This window comes from Bacillus sp. KH172YL63 (genome assembly GCF_011398925.1).
In the GTDB taxonomy this organism is placed as follows: Bacteria; Bacillota; Bacilli; order Bacillales; family Bacillaceae_B; genus Rossellomorea.
Genome location: NZ_AP022842.1, coordinates 1018578 through 1034638 on the forward strand (window position 1 = coordinate 1018578; position 16061 = coordinate 1034638).

15 protein-coding genes are annotated in these 16061 nt (G+C 44.7%); 11 read left to right on the forward strand and 4 right to left on the reverse strand.

Going from position 1 to position 16061, the window contains the following annotated elements; all coding sequences use genetic code 11:
- Positions 1-217 precede the first annotated feature (217 nt).
- On the reverse strand, positions 218-829 hold the full coding sequence (locus KH172YL63_RS05095) for a nitroreductase family protein (RefSeq protein WP_173105085.1): 612 nt from the start codon (positions 827-829) through the stop codon (positions 218-220).
- 150 nt (positions 830-979) lie between these two features.
- On the opposite strand from KH172YL63_RS05095, the gene KH172YL63_RS05100 reads away from it, so the two are divergent.
- Complete coding sequence (locus tag KH172YL63_RS05100) at positions 980-1294, forward strand: winged helix-turn-helix transcriptional regulator (RefSeq protein ID WP_173105086.1); 315 nt, start codon at positions 980-982, stop codon at positions 1292-1294.
- Here the strand turns inward: KH172YL63_RS05100 and KH172YL63_RS05105 are convergent.
- The gene (locus KH172YL63_RS05105) at positions 1285-1431 is read right to left on the reverse strand and encodes a hypothetical protein (RefSeq protein ID WP_173104246.1); all 147 of its coding nucleotides are present in this window, start codon (positions 1429-1431) and stop codon (positions 1285-1287) included. The two genes, KH172YL63_RS05100 and KH172YL63_RS05105, sit on opposite strands and share 10 nt — an antisense overlap.
- Positions 1432-1552: 121 nt before the next feature.
- On the opposite strand from KH172YL63_RS05105, the gene KH172YL63_RS05110 reads away from it, so the two are divergent.
- From KH172YL63_RS05110 to helD, 5 genes are all read left to right on the forward strand, one after another.
- On the forward strand, positions 1553-2512 hold the full coding sequence (locus tag KH172YL63_RS05110) for a LacI family DNA-binding transcriptional regulator (RefSeq protein WP_173105087.1): 960 nt from the start codon (positions 1553-1555) through the stop codon (positions 2510-2512).
- A gap of 178 nt (positions 2513-2690) precedes the next feature.
- Complete coding sequence (gene mscL / locus KH172YL63_RS05115; RefSeq protein ID WP_332066923.1) at positions 2691-3170, forward strand: large conductance mechanosensitive channel protein MscL; 480 nt, start codon at positions 2691-2693, stop codon at positions 3168-3170.
- A 92-nt stretch (positions 3171-3262) separates the two neighbouring features.
- Positions 3263-4195: an ATP-grasp domain-containing protein gene (locus KH172YL63_RS05120; RefSeq protein ID WP_173105088.1), complete on the forward strand. Its 933-nt coding sequence runs from the start codon at positions 3263-3265 to the stop codon at positions 4193-4195.
- 142 nt (positions 4196-4337) lie between these two features.
- A complete protein-coding gene (locus tag KH172YL63_RS05125; protein ID WP_173105089.1) occupies positions 4338-5579 on the forward strand; it encodes a sensor histidine kinase in 1242 nt (413 codons plus the stop codon).
- Between the two features lie 616 nt (positions 5580-6195).
- Positions 6196-8463 carry an RNA polymerase recycling motor HelD gene (gene helD / locus KH172YL63_RS05130; protein ID WP_173105090.1) on the forward strand — a complete coding sequence of 756 codons (2268 nt, stop codon included), beginning with the start codon at positions 6196-6198 and terminating at the stop codon, positions 8461-8463.
- Positions 8464-8566: 103 nt separating this feature from the next.
- On the opposite strand, the gene KH172YL63_RS05135 is transcribed toward helD, so the two are convergent.
- Positions 8567-11107, reverse strand: a complete 2541-nt coding sequence (locus KH172YL63_RS05135) for a glycoside hydrolase family 31 protein (RefSeq protein ID WP_173105091.1) — start codon at positions 11105-11107, stop codon at positions 8567-8569.
- A gap of 434 nt (positions 11108-11541) precedes the next feature.
- Between KH172YL63_RS05135 and KH172YL63_RS05140 the strand changes: the two genes are divergently transcribed.
- From KH172YL63_RS05140 to wrbA, 4 genes are all read left to right on the forward strand, one after another.
- On the forward strand, positions 11542-12372 hold the full coding sequence (locus KH172YL63_RS05140) for an aldo/keto reductase (RefSeq protein ID WP_173105092.1): 831 nt from the start codon (positions 11542-11544) through the stop codon (positions 12370-12372).
- Between the two features lie 281 nt (positions 12373-12653).
- Complete coding sequence (locus KH172YL63_RS05145; protein WP_173105093.1) at positions 12654-13061, forward strand: DoxX family protein; 408 nt, start codon at positions 12654-12656, stop codon at positions 13059-13061.
- Positions 13062-13081: 20 nt separating this feature from the next.
- Positions 13082-13792 (forward strand): pirin family protein, encoded by a 711-nt coding sequence (locus KH172YL63_RS05150; RefSeq protein WP_173105094.1) that lies wholly within the window; start codon positions 13082-13084, stop codon positions 13790-13792.
- Positions 13793-13846: 54 nt separating this feature from the next.
- Entirely contained in the window at positions 13847-14461 is a 615-nt protein-coding gene (wrbA, locus tag KH172YL63_RS05155; RefSeq protein WP_173105095.1) for an NAD(P)H:quinone oxidoreductase, read from the forward strand.
- 68 nt (positions 14462-14529) lie between these two features.
- Here the strand turns inward: wrbA and KH172YL63_RS05160 are convergent, their stop codons facing one another.
- Positions 14530-15414, reverse strand: a complete 885-nt coding sequence (locus tag KH172YL63_RS05160; protein WP_173105096.1) for an RluA family pseudouridine synthase — start codon at positions 15412-15414, stop codon at positions 14530-14532.
- A 171-nt stretch (positions 15415-15585) separates the two neighbouring features.
- On the opposite strand from KH172YL63_RS05160, the gene KH172YL63_RS05165 reads away from it, so the two are divergent.
- Positions 15586-15987, forward strand: a complete 402-nt coding sequence (locus KH172YL63_RS05165; RefSeq protein WP_232066126.1) for a YhcU family protein — start codon at positions 15586-15588, stop codon at positions 15985-15987.
- The last annotated feature ends 74 nt before the right edge of the window (positions 15988-16061 follow it).

A 16061-nucleotide genomic window follows, 5' to 3' on the forward strand; every position in this document is an offset into this window, starting at 1 on the left:
TAGCATTCCAACCTGAGCCTCTCTATATTGCTCCGCCTGCCCCTACAACCATCCATTCTGAATCTCTCCCCGTAAGATCCCACAATATAGTCAATCCCTTGCTCTCCCCCCACGGCAAGCTACCCTACCAAACCCATCCACGCTCCGCCCAATCAAAAACGCATCCAATCTTCATAAAAGATTGAATGCGTTCTGATTGTCCTATTAATTTAAAGGCTTATTCAGCCCAGTCAATGAGGTTTCGGATATCGAGGCGGCCTGATTTACGGGCTTCCTGCAATGGTTTTCCGATCGTGATCAGCATGATTGGAAGGTAGCGGTCTGAGATGTTGAATTCAGATACTAAGGCTGATGGGTTGAATCCGCCGATCGGGCAAGTATCCCAGCCTTTTGCTTTTGCGGCAAGCATCAGCTGCATTGCTGCGAGGGAAGCGTTGCTGTATGCTGCATCACGTGGATATTCTTCGCGGCCGTATGCGCCGTCGATTTGAGTTTTTAGTACGTTTTTGATTTCGGCTGTCATTTCTCCCTGTTCAACAGCAGGATCGAAGACGGGATCGATGTTTTTATTTGCTTCTAGATCTCCGAGTACCGCAACGACTGCAGAAGCGTCGTGTACTTGTTGCTGATTGTAAGCGATCGGAAGCAGGCGTTCTTGTACTTCTTTTTGATCGAATACTAAGAATTTCCAGTGTTGCAGGTTCCAGGCAGAAGGTGCTTTTCCTGCTGTTTCGAGTAGTCCGACCAGTTCTTCCCGTGGGATTTCCACCTGCGGGTCATAGACTTTTGTTGAGCGTCGTGCTTCGACGAGTTGTAAGAAATCTTCCATGTTATTGCCTCCTTGATGTTTAACACAGTGTTATAATATGGTATATAAAGATTAGTTACTTACTTTTTGTAAGTTAGGTTACAATATGAACAATATAACCGACGTTTTATTTTGCGTCAAGTGATAACGATTTAGGATGTGTTGTATGAAATGGAAACAAAACTTTGTCCGAAATATGCTTCTGCTTTTGAATTGTTGGGAAAGCGGTGGATCGGGTTGATGATAAAAGTTTTATTTGACGGTGAGTGCCGGTTTAAAGATTTACATGGGAAGATTCCGAATATCAGTCAGAAGGTGCTGACTGACAGATTGAAGGAACTGGAAGAGGCCGGCATCGTCCACCGGGATGTGGTGGACGGGAAGCCGGTCAAGGTTTTATACAGTTTGACGGATAAAGGGATGGAACTGAAGCCGGTGATGGATGCAGTCCAGGACTGGGCCATGAAATGGGTAGGTCAAGAGTAGTCGCGAAAGTTGAAAACAACCTGCTCCAGTGAATCATCCTGATCGCGGGGAGTATAGAAATTGATAGGCTTTAATGCGGCATAGCTCCCTCCGACGATGATGAAGCAAAGAATGGGTAAACATAAAATACCTAGCATTGTGACAGCCTCCTTCTCAGATCACAGGGGGAAAGCACTGTGCCCCCTTGCATGATCTACTGTAAACTGTGAAACGCGTTTCATGGCAAGGGCTTTTTTTATAAAAAAAGGGGGAATGGATATGACGAATATCCGGAGCATCGCCAAGCTCGCCGGGGTTTCCGTTTCCACTGTTTCGCGGGTGTTGAATGAGCATCCGTATGTGAAAGAGGAGAAACGTCAGAAGGTTCTGGAGGCAGTTGAGCAATTAAATTATATAAAAAACGCGAATGCGGTTCATTTATCAAAAGGGAAAACGTACAGCATCGGTGTTGTGTTGCCGTATTTGAACCTTCCATACTTCGGGGAAATCCTGCAGGGGATCGCAGGGGAAGCGTTGAAGCATGGCTATCATGTTCAGCTCTTTCAAACAAATTACGATCGAGGGGCTGAGCTGGAAGCTTTTCACCGGCTGAAGATGAAGGAAGTGGACGGATTGATTCTCACGTCGAGGTCGAATCCGATTGATGTGCTTACACCTTACATAGGACCGGATGTGGTGATGTGTGAAAATATTCACGAGCCAATGTGTAAAAAGGTGTTCATCAATCATTACAAGGGTATTCGGGATGGGGTGGATTACCTTCATTCAAAAGGTCATACCAGGATCGGACTTTGCCTGCACCGGACATTCGGTACAAATAGTGAAGAGCGGATCCGTGGCTTTCACGACAGCCTGGAGTCAGCGTCTGAAAGTGCCAGAAGCGAGTGGATCTTCAATGAATGCTACGATTTGCAGGATGGACGGAATGTGGTCAGGACGTGGGCACAGCTGAAAGAAAGGCCAACTGCCATCATCGCAACGAGCGATCAAGTAGCGTCCGGCATCATCGCAGAGGCAGGGAAAAGAGGGATAAGGATACCGGAAGATCTGGCTGTCTTGAGTTTTGATAATCACCCGATTGCTGATGCGCTGGATATCACATCCTTTGAAGTGCCGATTCGGAAGATGGGGGAAGAATCCTTTAGACTATTTCTCGAAAGGGACAATCCTAACCCTGTCATTTTGGAGACGGTGCTGTTTGAACGGAGCAGTGTGTAATTTTGATAAAAGGAGGCGAAGAGACATGTTGGGAGACAAGGAAGAAAAGATTCTGATCGTTGTGATGGGAATCGTTGCAGTGATCATGTTAATGGCCCTCATCGGAAAGTTCTTTTAGTCTGTTTTTATTCTTGTCTTCATATCCCCTTGGTTTCTGCCATATGTTAGGAGTAATGAAGTGGCAGGTGAATGGGAGATGTGGTCAGAATTCAAACAGTTTATTTCAAGGGGGAATGTTTTCGAATTAGCGATTGCCGTCATCATCGGATCCGCATTCAGCAAAATTGTTGAGTCGCTTGTGCAGGACTTTATGATGCCTGCAATCGGCATCCTGTTTGGCGGGATAAACTTCGAAGGAATCCATCTTCGGATAGGGGCAGAGGTGATTGAAGTGGGGAAGTTCCTCAGTGCATTGGTTGACTTTTTGCTGGTGGCCATGAGTATTTTTCTGATGATCAAAGTGGTGAATCATCTTAAAGGAGGAGCACAGCCGTACAAGGTAAAGCAGACGACCAACCTGGAAGTGCTGCAGGAAATCAGGGATATTTTAAAGGATGATGGTAAGGGCGAGGATAATCAGTCATTACTGAAGCCGGGTGATCACCTGCCAAAGAGCGGGATGAAGATCCAGATGAGATCAGACAGAAAACTGAAGTGAATCCAGAAATTGACCTAAATCCTACTTTTATAGTAGGATTACTTTGTGTTAAAGGGGTTTTATTTCATTTTATGGACAAAGGGGTCGAAACCGTGAAAAAAATTCATATCATACATGAAAACAATGAATGGACGCGGCACTTAACCGCACGTCTGGACGAGCTTCAGCTTCCGTACGAGGAATGGTTCCTGGATCAGGGAATCGTTAATTTATCTGAAGAGCCGCCGGAAGGGATATATTATAATCGCATCAGTGCTTCTTCCCATACCCGGAACCACCGCTTCGCACCTGAGTTGACGGAAAGTGTCCTTTCCTGGCTGGAGCGGCATGGACGGACCGTCTTGAACGGGAGCCGGGCACTGCGGTTGGAAGTAAGCAAGGTGAACCAGTACATGGCGTTGAACGCGTCAGGGATCAAGACGCCGAAAACGATTGCAGCCGTAGGGAAAAAGCAAATCATCGAGGCGGCAGAGAAACTCAGTGAAACATCATTTATTACAAAGCATAACCGGGCAGGAAAAGGTCTTGGCGTACGGCTGTTTCATTCTGTTGAAGCCTTGAAGGCGTATGTCGACAGTGATGATTTCGAAGAGCCATTGGACGGCACGACCTTGATCCAGCAATATATTGAATCCCCGGATGCGTCGATTACCCGATGTGAATTCATTGGAGGGAAGTTTGTCTATGCTGTCAAAGTGGACACCTCCAAAGGTTTCGAATTATGTCCTGCAGACGTGTGCCAGGTGGATGATTTATTCTGCCCGTCTGGAGAGAGGGAGGAAAAGCCCAAATTTCAAATCAGGGATGGGTATTCTGACGCGATCATCCAAAGATATGAAGCGTTTTTGCAAGAAAATGGGATCGATGTGGCCGGGATAGAATTCATCGAGGATCAAGAAGGCACCAAGTACACATATGATGTGAATACCAATACGAATTATAACAGGGATGCCGAAGTGGAATATGGACGGTATGGCATGCTGGAATTGGCTAAACATCTTGGACAACGTTTGAATAGGGTGTGAGAGTTGACTCCCCGGTATCAGATGCCGGGGAGTCAACTTATTTTGTATGGATGAAAATACATTTTTCTGTAACGGTTTGTGCTTTAATATGGTAAAATTTCAATCGTGGGGACAATTTTTTGAAAGGCCAAAGGGTACGAAGATGATCTTTAATCAGGATGTAATCAATAACTTTTTTTATATCATTTTAAGTATATTTTTCATTTTTTTCCTTGTTGAAAAAATTCGATTGCACCAATGGTATGCGAGGGCAGCCACATTTGTATCATTCAGTATTGCCATCATCCTGTGCATGCTGTCGCCGATTTATCAAAACCAGTATTGCGTCCATGATTTGCGGATGATCCCGTTTGTTCTCGGTATCTTGTACAGTGGCCCAGTCACAGGGTTTGCCCTGCTGGTTGTATTATTGGTATCAAGGACAATGATCTACAGCTGGAGCGCTGTGGCATTCGTCATCTACGTTGTTATTTTTGTCCTGACCGTCGCAGCCATGAAATGGTTCCGTTTTTCCATGCTTGCAAGCCGCAACAAAATACTGTTTTCAGTGGTGCTATTTACGGTGCACTCGATCCTTGCTGCCTTAATTGCGAAGGCGATGACGGTTTTTGTTATCGATAAAAGCTATTTCATCAATTTCATCTTACTGCCTTCAGTCGGGATGCTCATTCTTACATACATAAGCGAAACACTGTTAAAGCAGATGCAAATCAAGCAAGCACTAGTAAAGATAGAAAAGATGGAAGTGCTGTCCCAATTGGCGGCAAGCATTTCCCATGAGGTCAAGAATCCTTTGACGGTGATTAAAGGGTTCTTAAGGCTCCTGAATCAGGACAATCTTCCGCCTGGAAAGAAAGAACAATATTTGAAAATCGCTTCATCTGAGTTGAACCGGGCTGAAGAAATCATCGATGATTACCTGACATTTGCGAAGCCCGACCCGGAGCAGGTGGAAAGCATCTCCATCGCCGAACAGCTCCATAAGCTTGCCGATATGGTCGAGCCCTTAAGCAATCAACAATCGGTGCTGGTCCAAAAGCAAATCGACGATGCGACGATTCTCGGGAACACGAGAAGTTTTCAGCAGGCGTTTCTGAACATCATCAAAAACGCCATTGAATCCATGCCTGAAGGAGGAGAACTCACCATCGGCTCTGAGGTGAGGAAGGGGAACGTCCACCTTCTCATCAAAGACACGGGCATGGGCATGACACCTGAACAAAAAGCCCGGCTTGGTGAACCATACTTTTCCACAAAGGAAAAAGGGACAGGCCTTGGTCTCATGGTGTCCTATCGGATCATTGAAGCCATGGGGGGAAGCATTTCGGTTGAAAGCAGGGTATCGAAAGGAACAAGCTTTCATATCGTGTTTCCTCTTAATTGAGTTGAAAAACCTTCATCTTTTTAGGTGAAGGTTTTTTCTGCGTTCCTGATCAGCCGCCTGCGCATTTCGATTGTCCAGCTCCGGCGGCTAGCCCCTCGAGGTCACAACGGATAAATCCCATAAGGCAAAGAGCGCCTTTGGGGATTTCCCAGTTGTACTTGTCGGGGCTGCCCAAGCCGCCTGCGCATTTCGATTGTCCAGCTCCGGCGGCTAGCCCCTCGAGGTCACAACGGATAAATCCCATAAGGCAAAGAGCGCCTTTGGGGATTTCCCAGTTGTACTTGTCGGGGCTGCCCAAGCCGCCTGCGCATTTCGATTGTCCAGCTCCGGCGGCTAGCCCCTCGAGGTCACAACGGATAAATCCCATAAGGCAAAGAGCGCCTTTTGGGATTTCCCAGTTGTGCTTGTCGGGGCTCCCAAGCCGCCTGCGCTTTTCTTATTGAACTTTCCTTAATTATCTGATAATATATATTCCTGCTCCTAAACGCCTACATAATTTTTACAGATTTCGATATGTCTATTTAGTTCTGTTTATCCATAGAGCGTCGTTACCTTTATGGAAGTGACAGGATGTTTTTTTCTCCATTGCGGCTAAAACATTTGGAAGGAGAAATGTATGACGAAGGAATCGAACCATCATCCCGATTTTAAAATTGAATCTGAACGGTTAGCGTTCACGAAACGTTACATCGACGTTGTGATTGATACATCCCAGACGAGTAAGGAAAAGTATAAGGAAAACATGGAAAAAGCTTTTGGAGATATTGATTGGGGCGAGTCCAGTGCTGCCTACATCGATATCTTGACGAACTCAAGCTTTTTTGAGATGTCCAAAGAAGAATTGGAGTCGCTTACGAAAGCAAAGTCGAAGCCGTATTTTGCACGGATTGATTTCCAGCATGAGGGTTCGGATAAGGTGGAGAAGCACTATATCGGGAAGACCTCCCTGTATCAGCGGGAGAATCAAGAACAAATCATCGTGGACTGGCGGTCTCCCATCGCGAATCTGTATTACGAAGGAAGGATCGGCGATGTATCGTATGAGGCTGAAGATGAGACGTATGAAGGAGACTTGTCACTCAAGCGTCAATACATGGTCGAGGATGGCCTTCTGGAGGAAATCCGCGATATTGATTTGACCACGACGGATGAATTGCTTCAGGATTCTTTAGCCAAAAGCTCCAGTAATCGGTTAACCGAGATCATTTCCACGATCCAGGAGGAACAAAACCGGATCATCCGTGCCGATTTAAATAAGCCGATCATTGTGCAGGGGGCTGCCGGAAGTGGAAAGACCACCATTGCCCTTCATCGGATTTCTTACTTTATTTATAACTACAAACAATATTTCGATCCGAGTCAACTGATGATTCTGGCACCGAGTAATCTGTTCATTGATTACATTTCAGAAGCGCTGCCGGAGCTCGGAGTCGAGCGGGTAAGACAGACTACTTTTACCGATTACGTGATGACCTGTTTAGAAAAGAGTCTGTCTTTAGTTCAGGACGACAAGCTCATAAAATTGATTGAAGCCCATGATGAAGAGGTAAAGATCGCTTCCTGGATTTCAGGCTTCAAAGGATCCAAGGCATTCAGGCGAATCCTGGATGATTATCTCGAGGAAATCGAACAGCGTTTTTATACATCGAAAGACTTCTATGTTGATAAATATAAGCTATATACCGCCAAGAGGTTCACTCATCTTTTTAAAGAAGAATATACGTATATGCCGATTTATCGCAGGATTGAGAAGCTTAAATCCCTTCTTCAAAGCTATGTCCGTTCGAACAAGAAACAGATGGTGGAGAAGGTGGAGAAGTTCTTCGATGAACGGATCGAAACGGCTTTGTTTGAACGTTCAAAGGCAGGAAACCGGAAGGAATACGTGTCAAAGGCTCTGGATAAGAAAACTGAACGGGTAATCGAGATCAAAAAAGCGATCCGTACAAGCGTCAATGGGTACATGAGACAGTTTGAGAAGAAGAGTCTGGATCAGTACTTCATTGAATTATTCTCTGATCCGGAACGCCTTGTATCGTACTCGAAGGGGGACCTCAGCAGGGATCAGGCGGAGCAGCTTTGTCATTATACGCTGAAATACGCCAAGAAAAAGAAGTATGAAGTCGAGGATCTGGCGATTCTTCTATACTTACAATCCCACTTATTCGGCATTGATAAATATTATAAAGCGAAAAATATCGTCATCGATGAAGCGCAGGATTATAGTTATATGCAGCTTTATTCCTTAAAGAAGGCATTGGAAACCGATATGTTTACACTGGTCGGCGATCTTGCCCAGGGCATTCACTCCTATCGGGGGCTTCAGTCCTGGGAGCTTGTCTATCGTGATATCTTTCCCCGGGCGACGTATACCGAGCTTCAAAAAAGCTACCGGACGACGATTGAAATTATGGAGGAAGCCAATGAACTTCTTAGTCTTTTACCTTATGATTTTCCGAAAGTGAACCCGGTGGTAAGGCACGGGGATGTCCCGACGTATGAAGAATATGCGGATCTTGAAACACTGGCAGCCAACATCGAGGAAAAAGTGGAAGCAGGCAGGAAAGAAGGTTTCCATACCTTCGCCGTCATCGGAAAGAGCATGAAAGATTGTGTACAAATCAGTGAGATGCTCTCGCACCGGCGGCCGGGAAGCGTCAAGCTGCTGGAAGAAAAGGAATCGATCCCGAAAGACCAAATCGTTGTGGTCCCATCCTATCTTTCAAAAGGGCTGGAATTTGATGTCGTGATCATCGCAGCGGTGGATGAAGCATTCAACCCGAAGAATGAATTGGATATCAAGCTCCAATACGTAGCCATGACACGCCCGCTCCATAAGCTTGCCTTCATTGGAAAGCGAAGGGAACAATTCATCGGCCTCTGAATTCATAAAGGTCCGTCCCTCGAAATGGAGGGACGGACCTTTCCTGTACATGGTATGAAAAAAGGATCCGGACATGAAGGCCGGATCCTTTTTTATAGATTGATCAGAATTTGATCTGAACTTTTTTTCCTTCGTCAGCAGGGATGTTGACGTAAAGGGTTTTGGTTTTTTTGTCGTAGAAGTAAGAACGCTTTGTTTCGGTCATTTCGTCCATTGAAGGAACTTCGTGATATTTTCTGTGATGTGCCTGAACTCTCTTTGGAGCTTTTTCGTTATTCAGCTTCAATGTATACTGCTCAATATGAGAATCAAAGTTGTCTGCTTTCATGGATTGGTAGAATTCAATTTTGTTGTGTTTCTTTTCAACTTGGAAGTTTGTGATATCGTATTCTCCATTTTCATGATCCAGCGACTCTCCGTCATCTTCATAGAAGCTGTAAGATGCTTTTCCATCTACATAGGTGTCCAGTAATAGGTTTGTCAGTTCTTTTTCATCTGTGTATTGCTGCACTTCCCGGGTCGGGATGATGGAATCTTTCTTCACGAAAATCGGAAGGTCCTTGAGTGGAGCGTCAACATTGATGGATTGTCCACCTTTATACTCTTCTTGTGTCCAGAAGTTCACCCATGTTTCACCTTCAGGAAGGTAAACGTCACGGTTTGTGCTTCCTTGTTCGACAACCGGTGCAAGCATCATGGAATCTCCGAACATGAATTGATCGTTGATGTCATATGTGTTTTTGTCTTTTTGATAATGATAAACGAGCGGCTGTTGAACCGGCTTGCCTGTTTCTGCTGAATCTTGGAATGCGTTGTATAAGTATGGTAGAAGCTTATAACGCATTTCGATGTACTTCTTGCTGATTTCCTCCACTTCAGGACCGAAAGCCCAAGGCTCCTGACCCTGTTTGACGGTGGCTTTTGCATCTGAATCATAATGAATGCGGGAGAATGGAAGGAAAGCCCCGACCTCGATCCAGCGGGCAAATAGTTCAGCATCCGGGCGGTCAGCGAATCCGCCAATATCATTTCCGACGTTTGCCACTCCGGAAAGGGCGATGTTCATGTTCATAGGAAGTGACATTTGCAGGTGTTCCCATGTACTTGCATTGTCACCAGTCCATAGTGCAGCATAACGCTGAGACCCTGCGAACATATCACGTGTCAGGACAAATGGTCGTTGATTTGGTTTATACATTTCCCAAGCATTATAAGTTGCTTCTGCCTCATCATGACCATAAAGGTTATGATATTCCGTTTGAAGGATTTTATCGTCCTCTGTTCCGAAATATGAATCAAGCGGCATTGTATGATTGAATTCCGGCCCGTCAAGGAACACGGCAGGTTCGTTCATATCATTCCAGATTCCGTCGATGCCGGCATCGAATAATGTGTTGTGCTTGGATGCCCACCAATCACGGACCTCTTCTTTTGAAAAGTCGGGGAATGCCGAATCTCCCGGCCAAACCGGTCCGATGAACATGGATCCGTCCGCATTCTTCGCAAAGTAGTCATTCTTGACGCCTTCATGATACATCTCATAGTTTTCATCTTGTTTTACAGCCGGATCATTGATGGCAATCGCATGGAAGCCGTCCATTGATTTCAACTGCTGAAGGGCATCTTTATATTGATCGTCCCACGTGAATACACGGTATCCATCCATATAATCGATGTCAAAATGCATCGTATCAACAGGAATTCCTTTTTCACGATAGGTTTTTGCCACATCGACAATTTCGTCTGCTGTATATTCCCATTTACTTTGATGTAAACCAAGGGACCATTTGGCAGGCATATTCATTTTACCGGTTAACTCAGTGTAGACATCTAACACGTTTGAAATGTCAGGGCCGTACATGAAGTAATATGTAAGGGGACCGCCATTTGCGTAGAAGTAGTAGTAGTCATCTGACTCACTGGCCATTTCATAATAGGAACGGTAAGAGTTATCGAACATGATTCCATAGGCTTTTTCATTTTTCAGTCCCATGAAGAAAGGAATTGACGTATAGACATATTTCGTATCTTTCGTATATTTATAGGCATCTGTGTTCCACATGCCGATGCTTTCACCGCGCTGGTTGAAGTTCAATCCGGCCTGTTCTCCGAATCCGTAGAAATTCTCACCTTTGTCGGTTTTTTTGAATACGTAAGGCTTTCCGTCTTCGTAACCAGAGGAAGCACCGTTCTTCATATAGTCTTCATTGATGACATTGCCTTCTTTATCAAGAAATTTGACCCCGAATGGAGATTTACTGATCTTGATGGTAAGCTCCTCTGTTTCAATCGTATAAACATCTTTGCCATCTTTGGTTTTGAAATGTGGCGTTTTCCAGTCTTTTTTAGCGATGGCTTTAGAGTATTCTTCTTTCTGTCCTTCTTTTAATACAGAAACTTTTACTAGATCTTTAGAGAAGATACGAATGAAGGCTTGATATTCTCCCAGATCGAATTGAACCCCATTATCGAGTTTCTTCACATCCTTTGCAGAAAGCGTTTGGAGATTCTCCTTATTTAAAGGAGTGTCTGCTTCTGGCTGAGTGACTGCTGCGAATGCTGAAGTCAGTGAAGCCGATAGTGTGATCATGATTGCAATAGAAAGTATAAAGAAAACTCTCAAGGATTGTTTGGCTTGTGCCATGGTAACACCTCTCGTCCTGTTTTTTTATTTTGCTTCGTTACTATACTAATGGGGTGAAGCAGCGTCAACGCTTGTATAGACAAGTTTCCCGGGATGGTCAATAGTCCCTCAAGACTGATGTACCATTAAATGAAAGCGCACTATCAAGAAATGTAAATGATTTCACAGAATGTTAAAAATGAATATGAATGACTAGTTTTTTACAGCTTGTAATAGTACGGGTGCCAAATGGATCGTCTTTTGTCATAATTGATGCCAAAAAATCAAGGAGGGCAGGGGAATGCAGGCTTTCCCTTGATTGAGAGAGGACTTATTCACTAAAATCATGGTGAAATTGGACCATGCCGGATTGAAGGCAGGCAGAAACTTTACAATCATAAAATTAGCATTCTGGATATGAAGTTTGTAAAATATGTAATCAGGAGGGATGCAATATGTTGAAAAACTTACAAAGCACGAAAACTTTACATAACGGAATTGAAATTCCTTATGTCGGTTTAGGAGTTTACCAAATGAAAGATCCGTCTGAAACGGTACAGGCTGTTCAAACAGCGATTGAGTCAGGGTACCGTTCCATCGATACAGCAGCGATCTACGACAATGAAGAGAGCGTGGGTCAAGGTGTGAAAGAAGGTGGAGTGGCAAGGGAGGAACTGTTCATCACATCGAAAGTGTGGAATAGTGATCAAGGCTACGATACAACATTGAAGGCATTTGAAACGAGCCTGAAAAAACTGGACATGGATTATTTGGATCTCTATCTCATCCACTGGCCGGTAGAAGCCCGATACAAAGAAACATGGAAAGCGATGGAGAGGTTACACAGCGAAGGGCTGATTAAATCCATCGGTGTGAGTAATTTCCATCAGCACCATCTCGAAGATCTGCTGAATAACAGCAATGAAAAGCCAGTGCTGAACCAAATCGAATGTCACCCCCGTTTGAATCAGGAAAGTCTCCGGGAATACTGTGTATCGCAGAATATCGCAGTAGAAGCATGGTCCCCGATTGCCCAGGGAAGATTGCTTGATGAACCGACATTGAACCACATTGCAGATAAGCATGGAAAGTCAGCAGCGCAAGTCATTCTTCGCTGGCATCTGCAAAACGACGTCATCATCATCCCGAAATCAGTTCATGAAAACCGGATCAAAGAAAATGCTGATCTGTTCAACTTCGAACTGTCAAAAGAAGAAGTGAACCAAATCAACAACCTGAACCTCAACGAGCGCTTTGGTCCGGATCCGGACAATTTTGATTTTTGATCCATTTATATATGTTAAGAGGTCCGTCCCCTGTTTGAGGGACGGACCTCTTCATTTCCTCCACCCATTTTTTATCCAAAGTACAAAAAATGTAAAAAATGATTGACAGAAAGTGAGGAGCTGTCATACAATTATCTTGAATTCAAAATAAATACTTTCGAGATAATGGTTTGTCTTTTTTTATGCAAATATCTCAAATTAAAGATAATCAAATTTAAAATAATTGAATTTGAATTGTTTGAACAGACATCTCGATGGGAAAACACCAAGGAGGAAGAAAGATGGCGGTTTTAGCTGCATTAGGTTTATTGATAATCCGTTTGGTCGTGGGATTGACATTTGCTGCCCACGGGACACAGAAATTATTCGGCTGGTTTGGCGGACATGGATTGGAAGGGACCGGGGGTTTCTTCGATTCTGTCGGAATTAAACCAGGTAAAACGATGGCACTGATGGCAGGGATTTCAGAAGTTTTGGGCGGTCTTTTGTTCGCAGCCGGTTTGCTGACGCCATTCGCTGCCCTGGTCATCATCTGTACTATGATCGTTGCCATATTGAAAGTTCACGGTCCAAACGGTTATTGGGTTACACAAAATGGTGCAGAATATAATGTGATGCTCATTGTGGTCACGCTTGGCGTGGCATTGATCGGAGCAGGGACATTTTCGCTGGACGCCCTGCTATTCTAATAAATTGAGGTGATAGAGGCATGATAAAACGTTATCCTGCAGAAGAAAGGTATTCAGCAGATCATGGCTGGCTGAAAAGCTGGTTCACCTATTCGTTTGCTAATCATTATGACCCGGATAATCTTAACTTTGGTCCGATGAGGGTGCTGAACGATGACATCATTGCCCCTTCTAGGGGGTTCGGTGCCCATCCACATCAGGAAATGGAGATTGTGACGGTTGTTCTGAGCGGACAGCTTCAGCATGAAGACAGTACAGGGGAACGGGCCGTCACCACCTGGGGAGGCATCCAGAGAATGACAGCCGGAACCGGGGTGGTCCATTCGGAAGTAAACCCCTCTCCGACAGAAGAAGTGAGGTCTCTGCAGATGTGGTTCCTCCCTGAAGAAGACGGTTTACCGCCTTCTTATGAGAAAACTGAATTTCACCTCGATGAATTAAAGGATCAATTGCTGCCTGTCGTGTCAAAACGATATGCGGATGGAAAGACTGTCGCAGGGATCCATCAGGATTTAACGATCTACCTTTCAGAACTGACTGAAGGGAGACAAATTGAATTCAGTCAGGAACCGGGCAGAAAAGTATTTGTCTTTGTATTAGAAGGATCAATGAATATCCAAGATGTGGAATTGAAGAGGAGAGACTCGGCACGCATAACAGACATCACCTCCTTAACATTAAGCGCAAGTGAAATGTGCAGGTTCATGTTGATCGATTTACCTGCAAACTGACGATGTGTTTTACCCATTTATATATAAATGAAATGAAAAGGAGAGATTTAGAGTATGTCTAATGTGAAACTGGCTATCATGTATTACAGTTCTACGGGAACAAATTATCAAATGGCGAAATGGGCAGAAGAGGCAGCGAAGGAAGCAGGTGCAGAGGTGAAATTACTTCGCTTTGAAGAAACGGCACCGGAAGCGGCAATCTCTTCGAACGAAGCCTGGGAAAAGCACTATAATGAAACCAAGGATACCGTACCAGTCGTTTCATTGGATGACCTTGAATGGGCTGACGCCTATCTCTTCAATGTTCCGACCCGATTTGGGAACGTACCTTCACAGGTGAAAGCATTCCTAGATACAACTGGAGGACTATGGTTCAATGGGAAACTGGCAAACAAGGTCGTCAGCGCCACTTCATCAGCGAGCAACTCCCATGGCGGTCAAGAACAAACGATCCTTGCTTTATATACAACGATGATGCATTGGGGCGCCATCATTGCACCTCCGGGTTACACGGATCAATCAGTCTTCACTTCAGGTGGAAACCCGTACGGAACGAGCGTGACAGTCGATCAAGAGGGCAATATGGTCGAGTCGGTAGAGCCGGCCGTCAAACATCAGACGCGACGCACGATCGAGATTGCAGAAGCTGTGAAGAATGGGTTGAAATGATACAGAAATAGAAGAAGAGTGCCGGGGTCATCCGGCACTCTTCTTTTTGTTTCGTGTCATACACATATTCAAAGTCCCACATCATCCAAACAAGGGGCATCACATTCAATCCATTCTTCTGTAAAGGGGTGGGGGATGGAAATGTGGGCAGCATGCAGTGCCTGCCTGTGAAATACCGGTTTCCCGCCATATAATGTGTCTCCTGCAAGGGGATGCCCCAAGTGACTCATATGGACCCGGATTTGATGGGTGCGCCCGGTGTCGAGCTTTACTTCCACCAAGGTATAGGCCTCTTTATATGCCAGAACTTTATAGTGTGTGACGGCTTCCTGTCCGGATGGAGACACCCTCCTTCTCGTACCGTGATGCCTGTCCCTGCCGATCGAAGAAGAAATGGTGCCTTTCTTTTGCTTGATTCGTCCATGGGCAAGTGCGTGATACGTCCGTTTGATTTTCCGCTCAGAAAGCAGGCGATCGAGTATCGCTTTACTTAACGGGTGCTTGGCGAATACGATCGCACCTGACGTATCATGATCCAATCGGTGTATATGAAGCACCCTGCAGCTTTCTCCATTCGCTTGAAAATGGAAGGCGACCAGGTTTGCGAGCGTATCGGTTTCCCCGGGATGATTCGGGTGCGTGTCGATCCCGGCAGGTTTGTTGACGACAATGAGGTGCTCATCCTCGAATAATACATTCAATTCACCATATGTCGGTGTGACATCGTACTTGGCTTCTTTGAAAAGGTGAAGCTGAAGGGTGTCCCCGGGTTCAAGGGGAACATTCCATGGGACGGGCTCTCCATTCACCCTGACATCCTTATCCATACGCATGGAGTGGACCAGTTTCTTTGGCGCCTGCCAGTGATTTCTAAGAATTGTTTCAATCGTTACATTTTTCCATTTATCTGGAATGACTAGTTCAAATTGATCGCCTTTTTTCCTTGTTTTCATCGAAAAACTCCTTAATATGACAAAAATCGAATGATTATATAGGTACTTATGACTACCCCTGCACCTTTTCAACCCAATTCATGGGTATAATTACCACGCGGATGGTTCTACTTCTATGTTATCCTTAATATATCTATTACAGAGAGATTACAACCATTACAAAGGTGGGTTATGACGGTGAAAGTCTTACTAGCATCAACACATGAACAGGAAGAAAAAATCCAAGAGCTAATACAGTATATGTATTGTACTATTTTCCCGGATTATTTCACAGATGATGAAATTGAACAATTCGATGATATGCAAGTGCTACATACATCCACAAGAAATTTTGAATACTTTGGCACCCTGAAAGAAGCGTTTCAAGTCATCTCAAGCTTGCAGACCGTCATTTCGATCGTAGAAAGCGGAGCACGAGAGGAAATGTATGAAGAAATGTTTTACCACAATGCCGAAATCCTTCAGGGGTTCGGAATGTTTTTCCCACTGTCATTCGATCAATTCAGTGAAGACTCCGATTGCAGACATAATCTCAGCATCTATTCAAGAGCGGCTAATCAGCTCCTGATTTAATACCATTCAGAAAATTCTTAAAAATAGGTTTAGATCAAAGGGTTGAGGGGAAATTGATTTATAACAAGTTACTC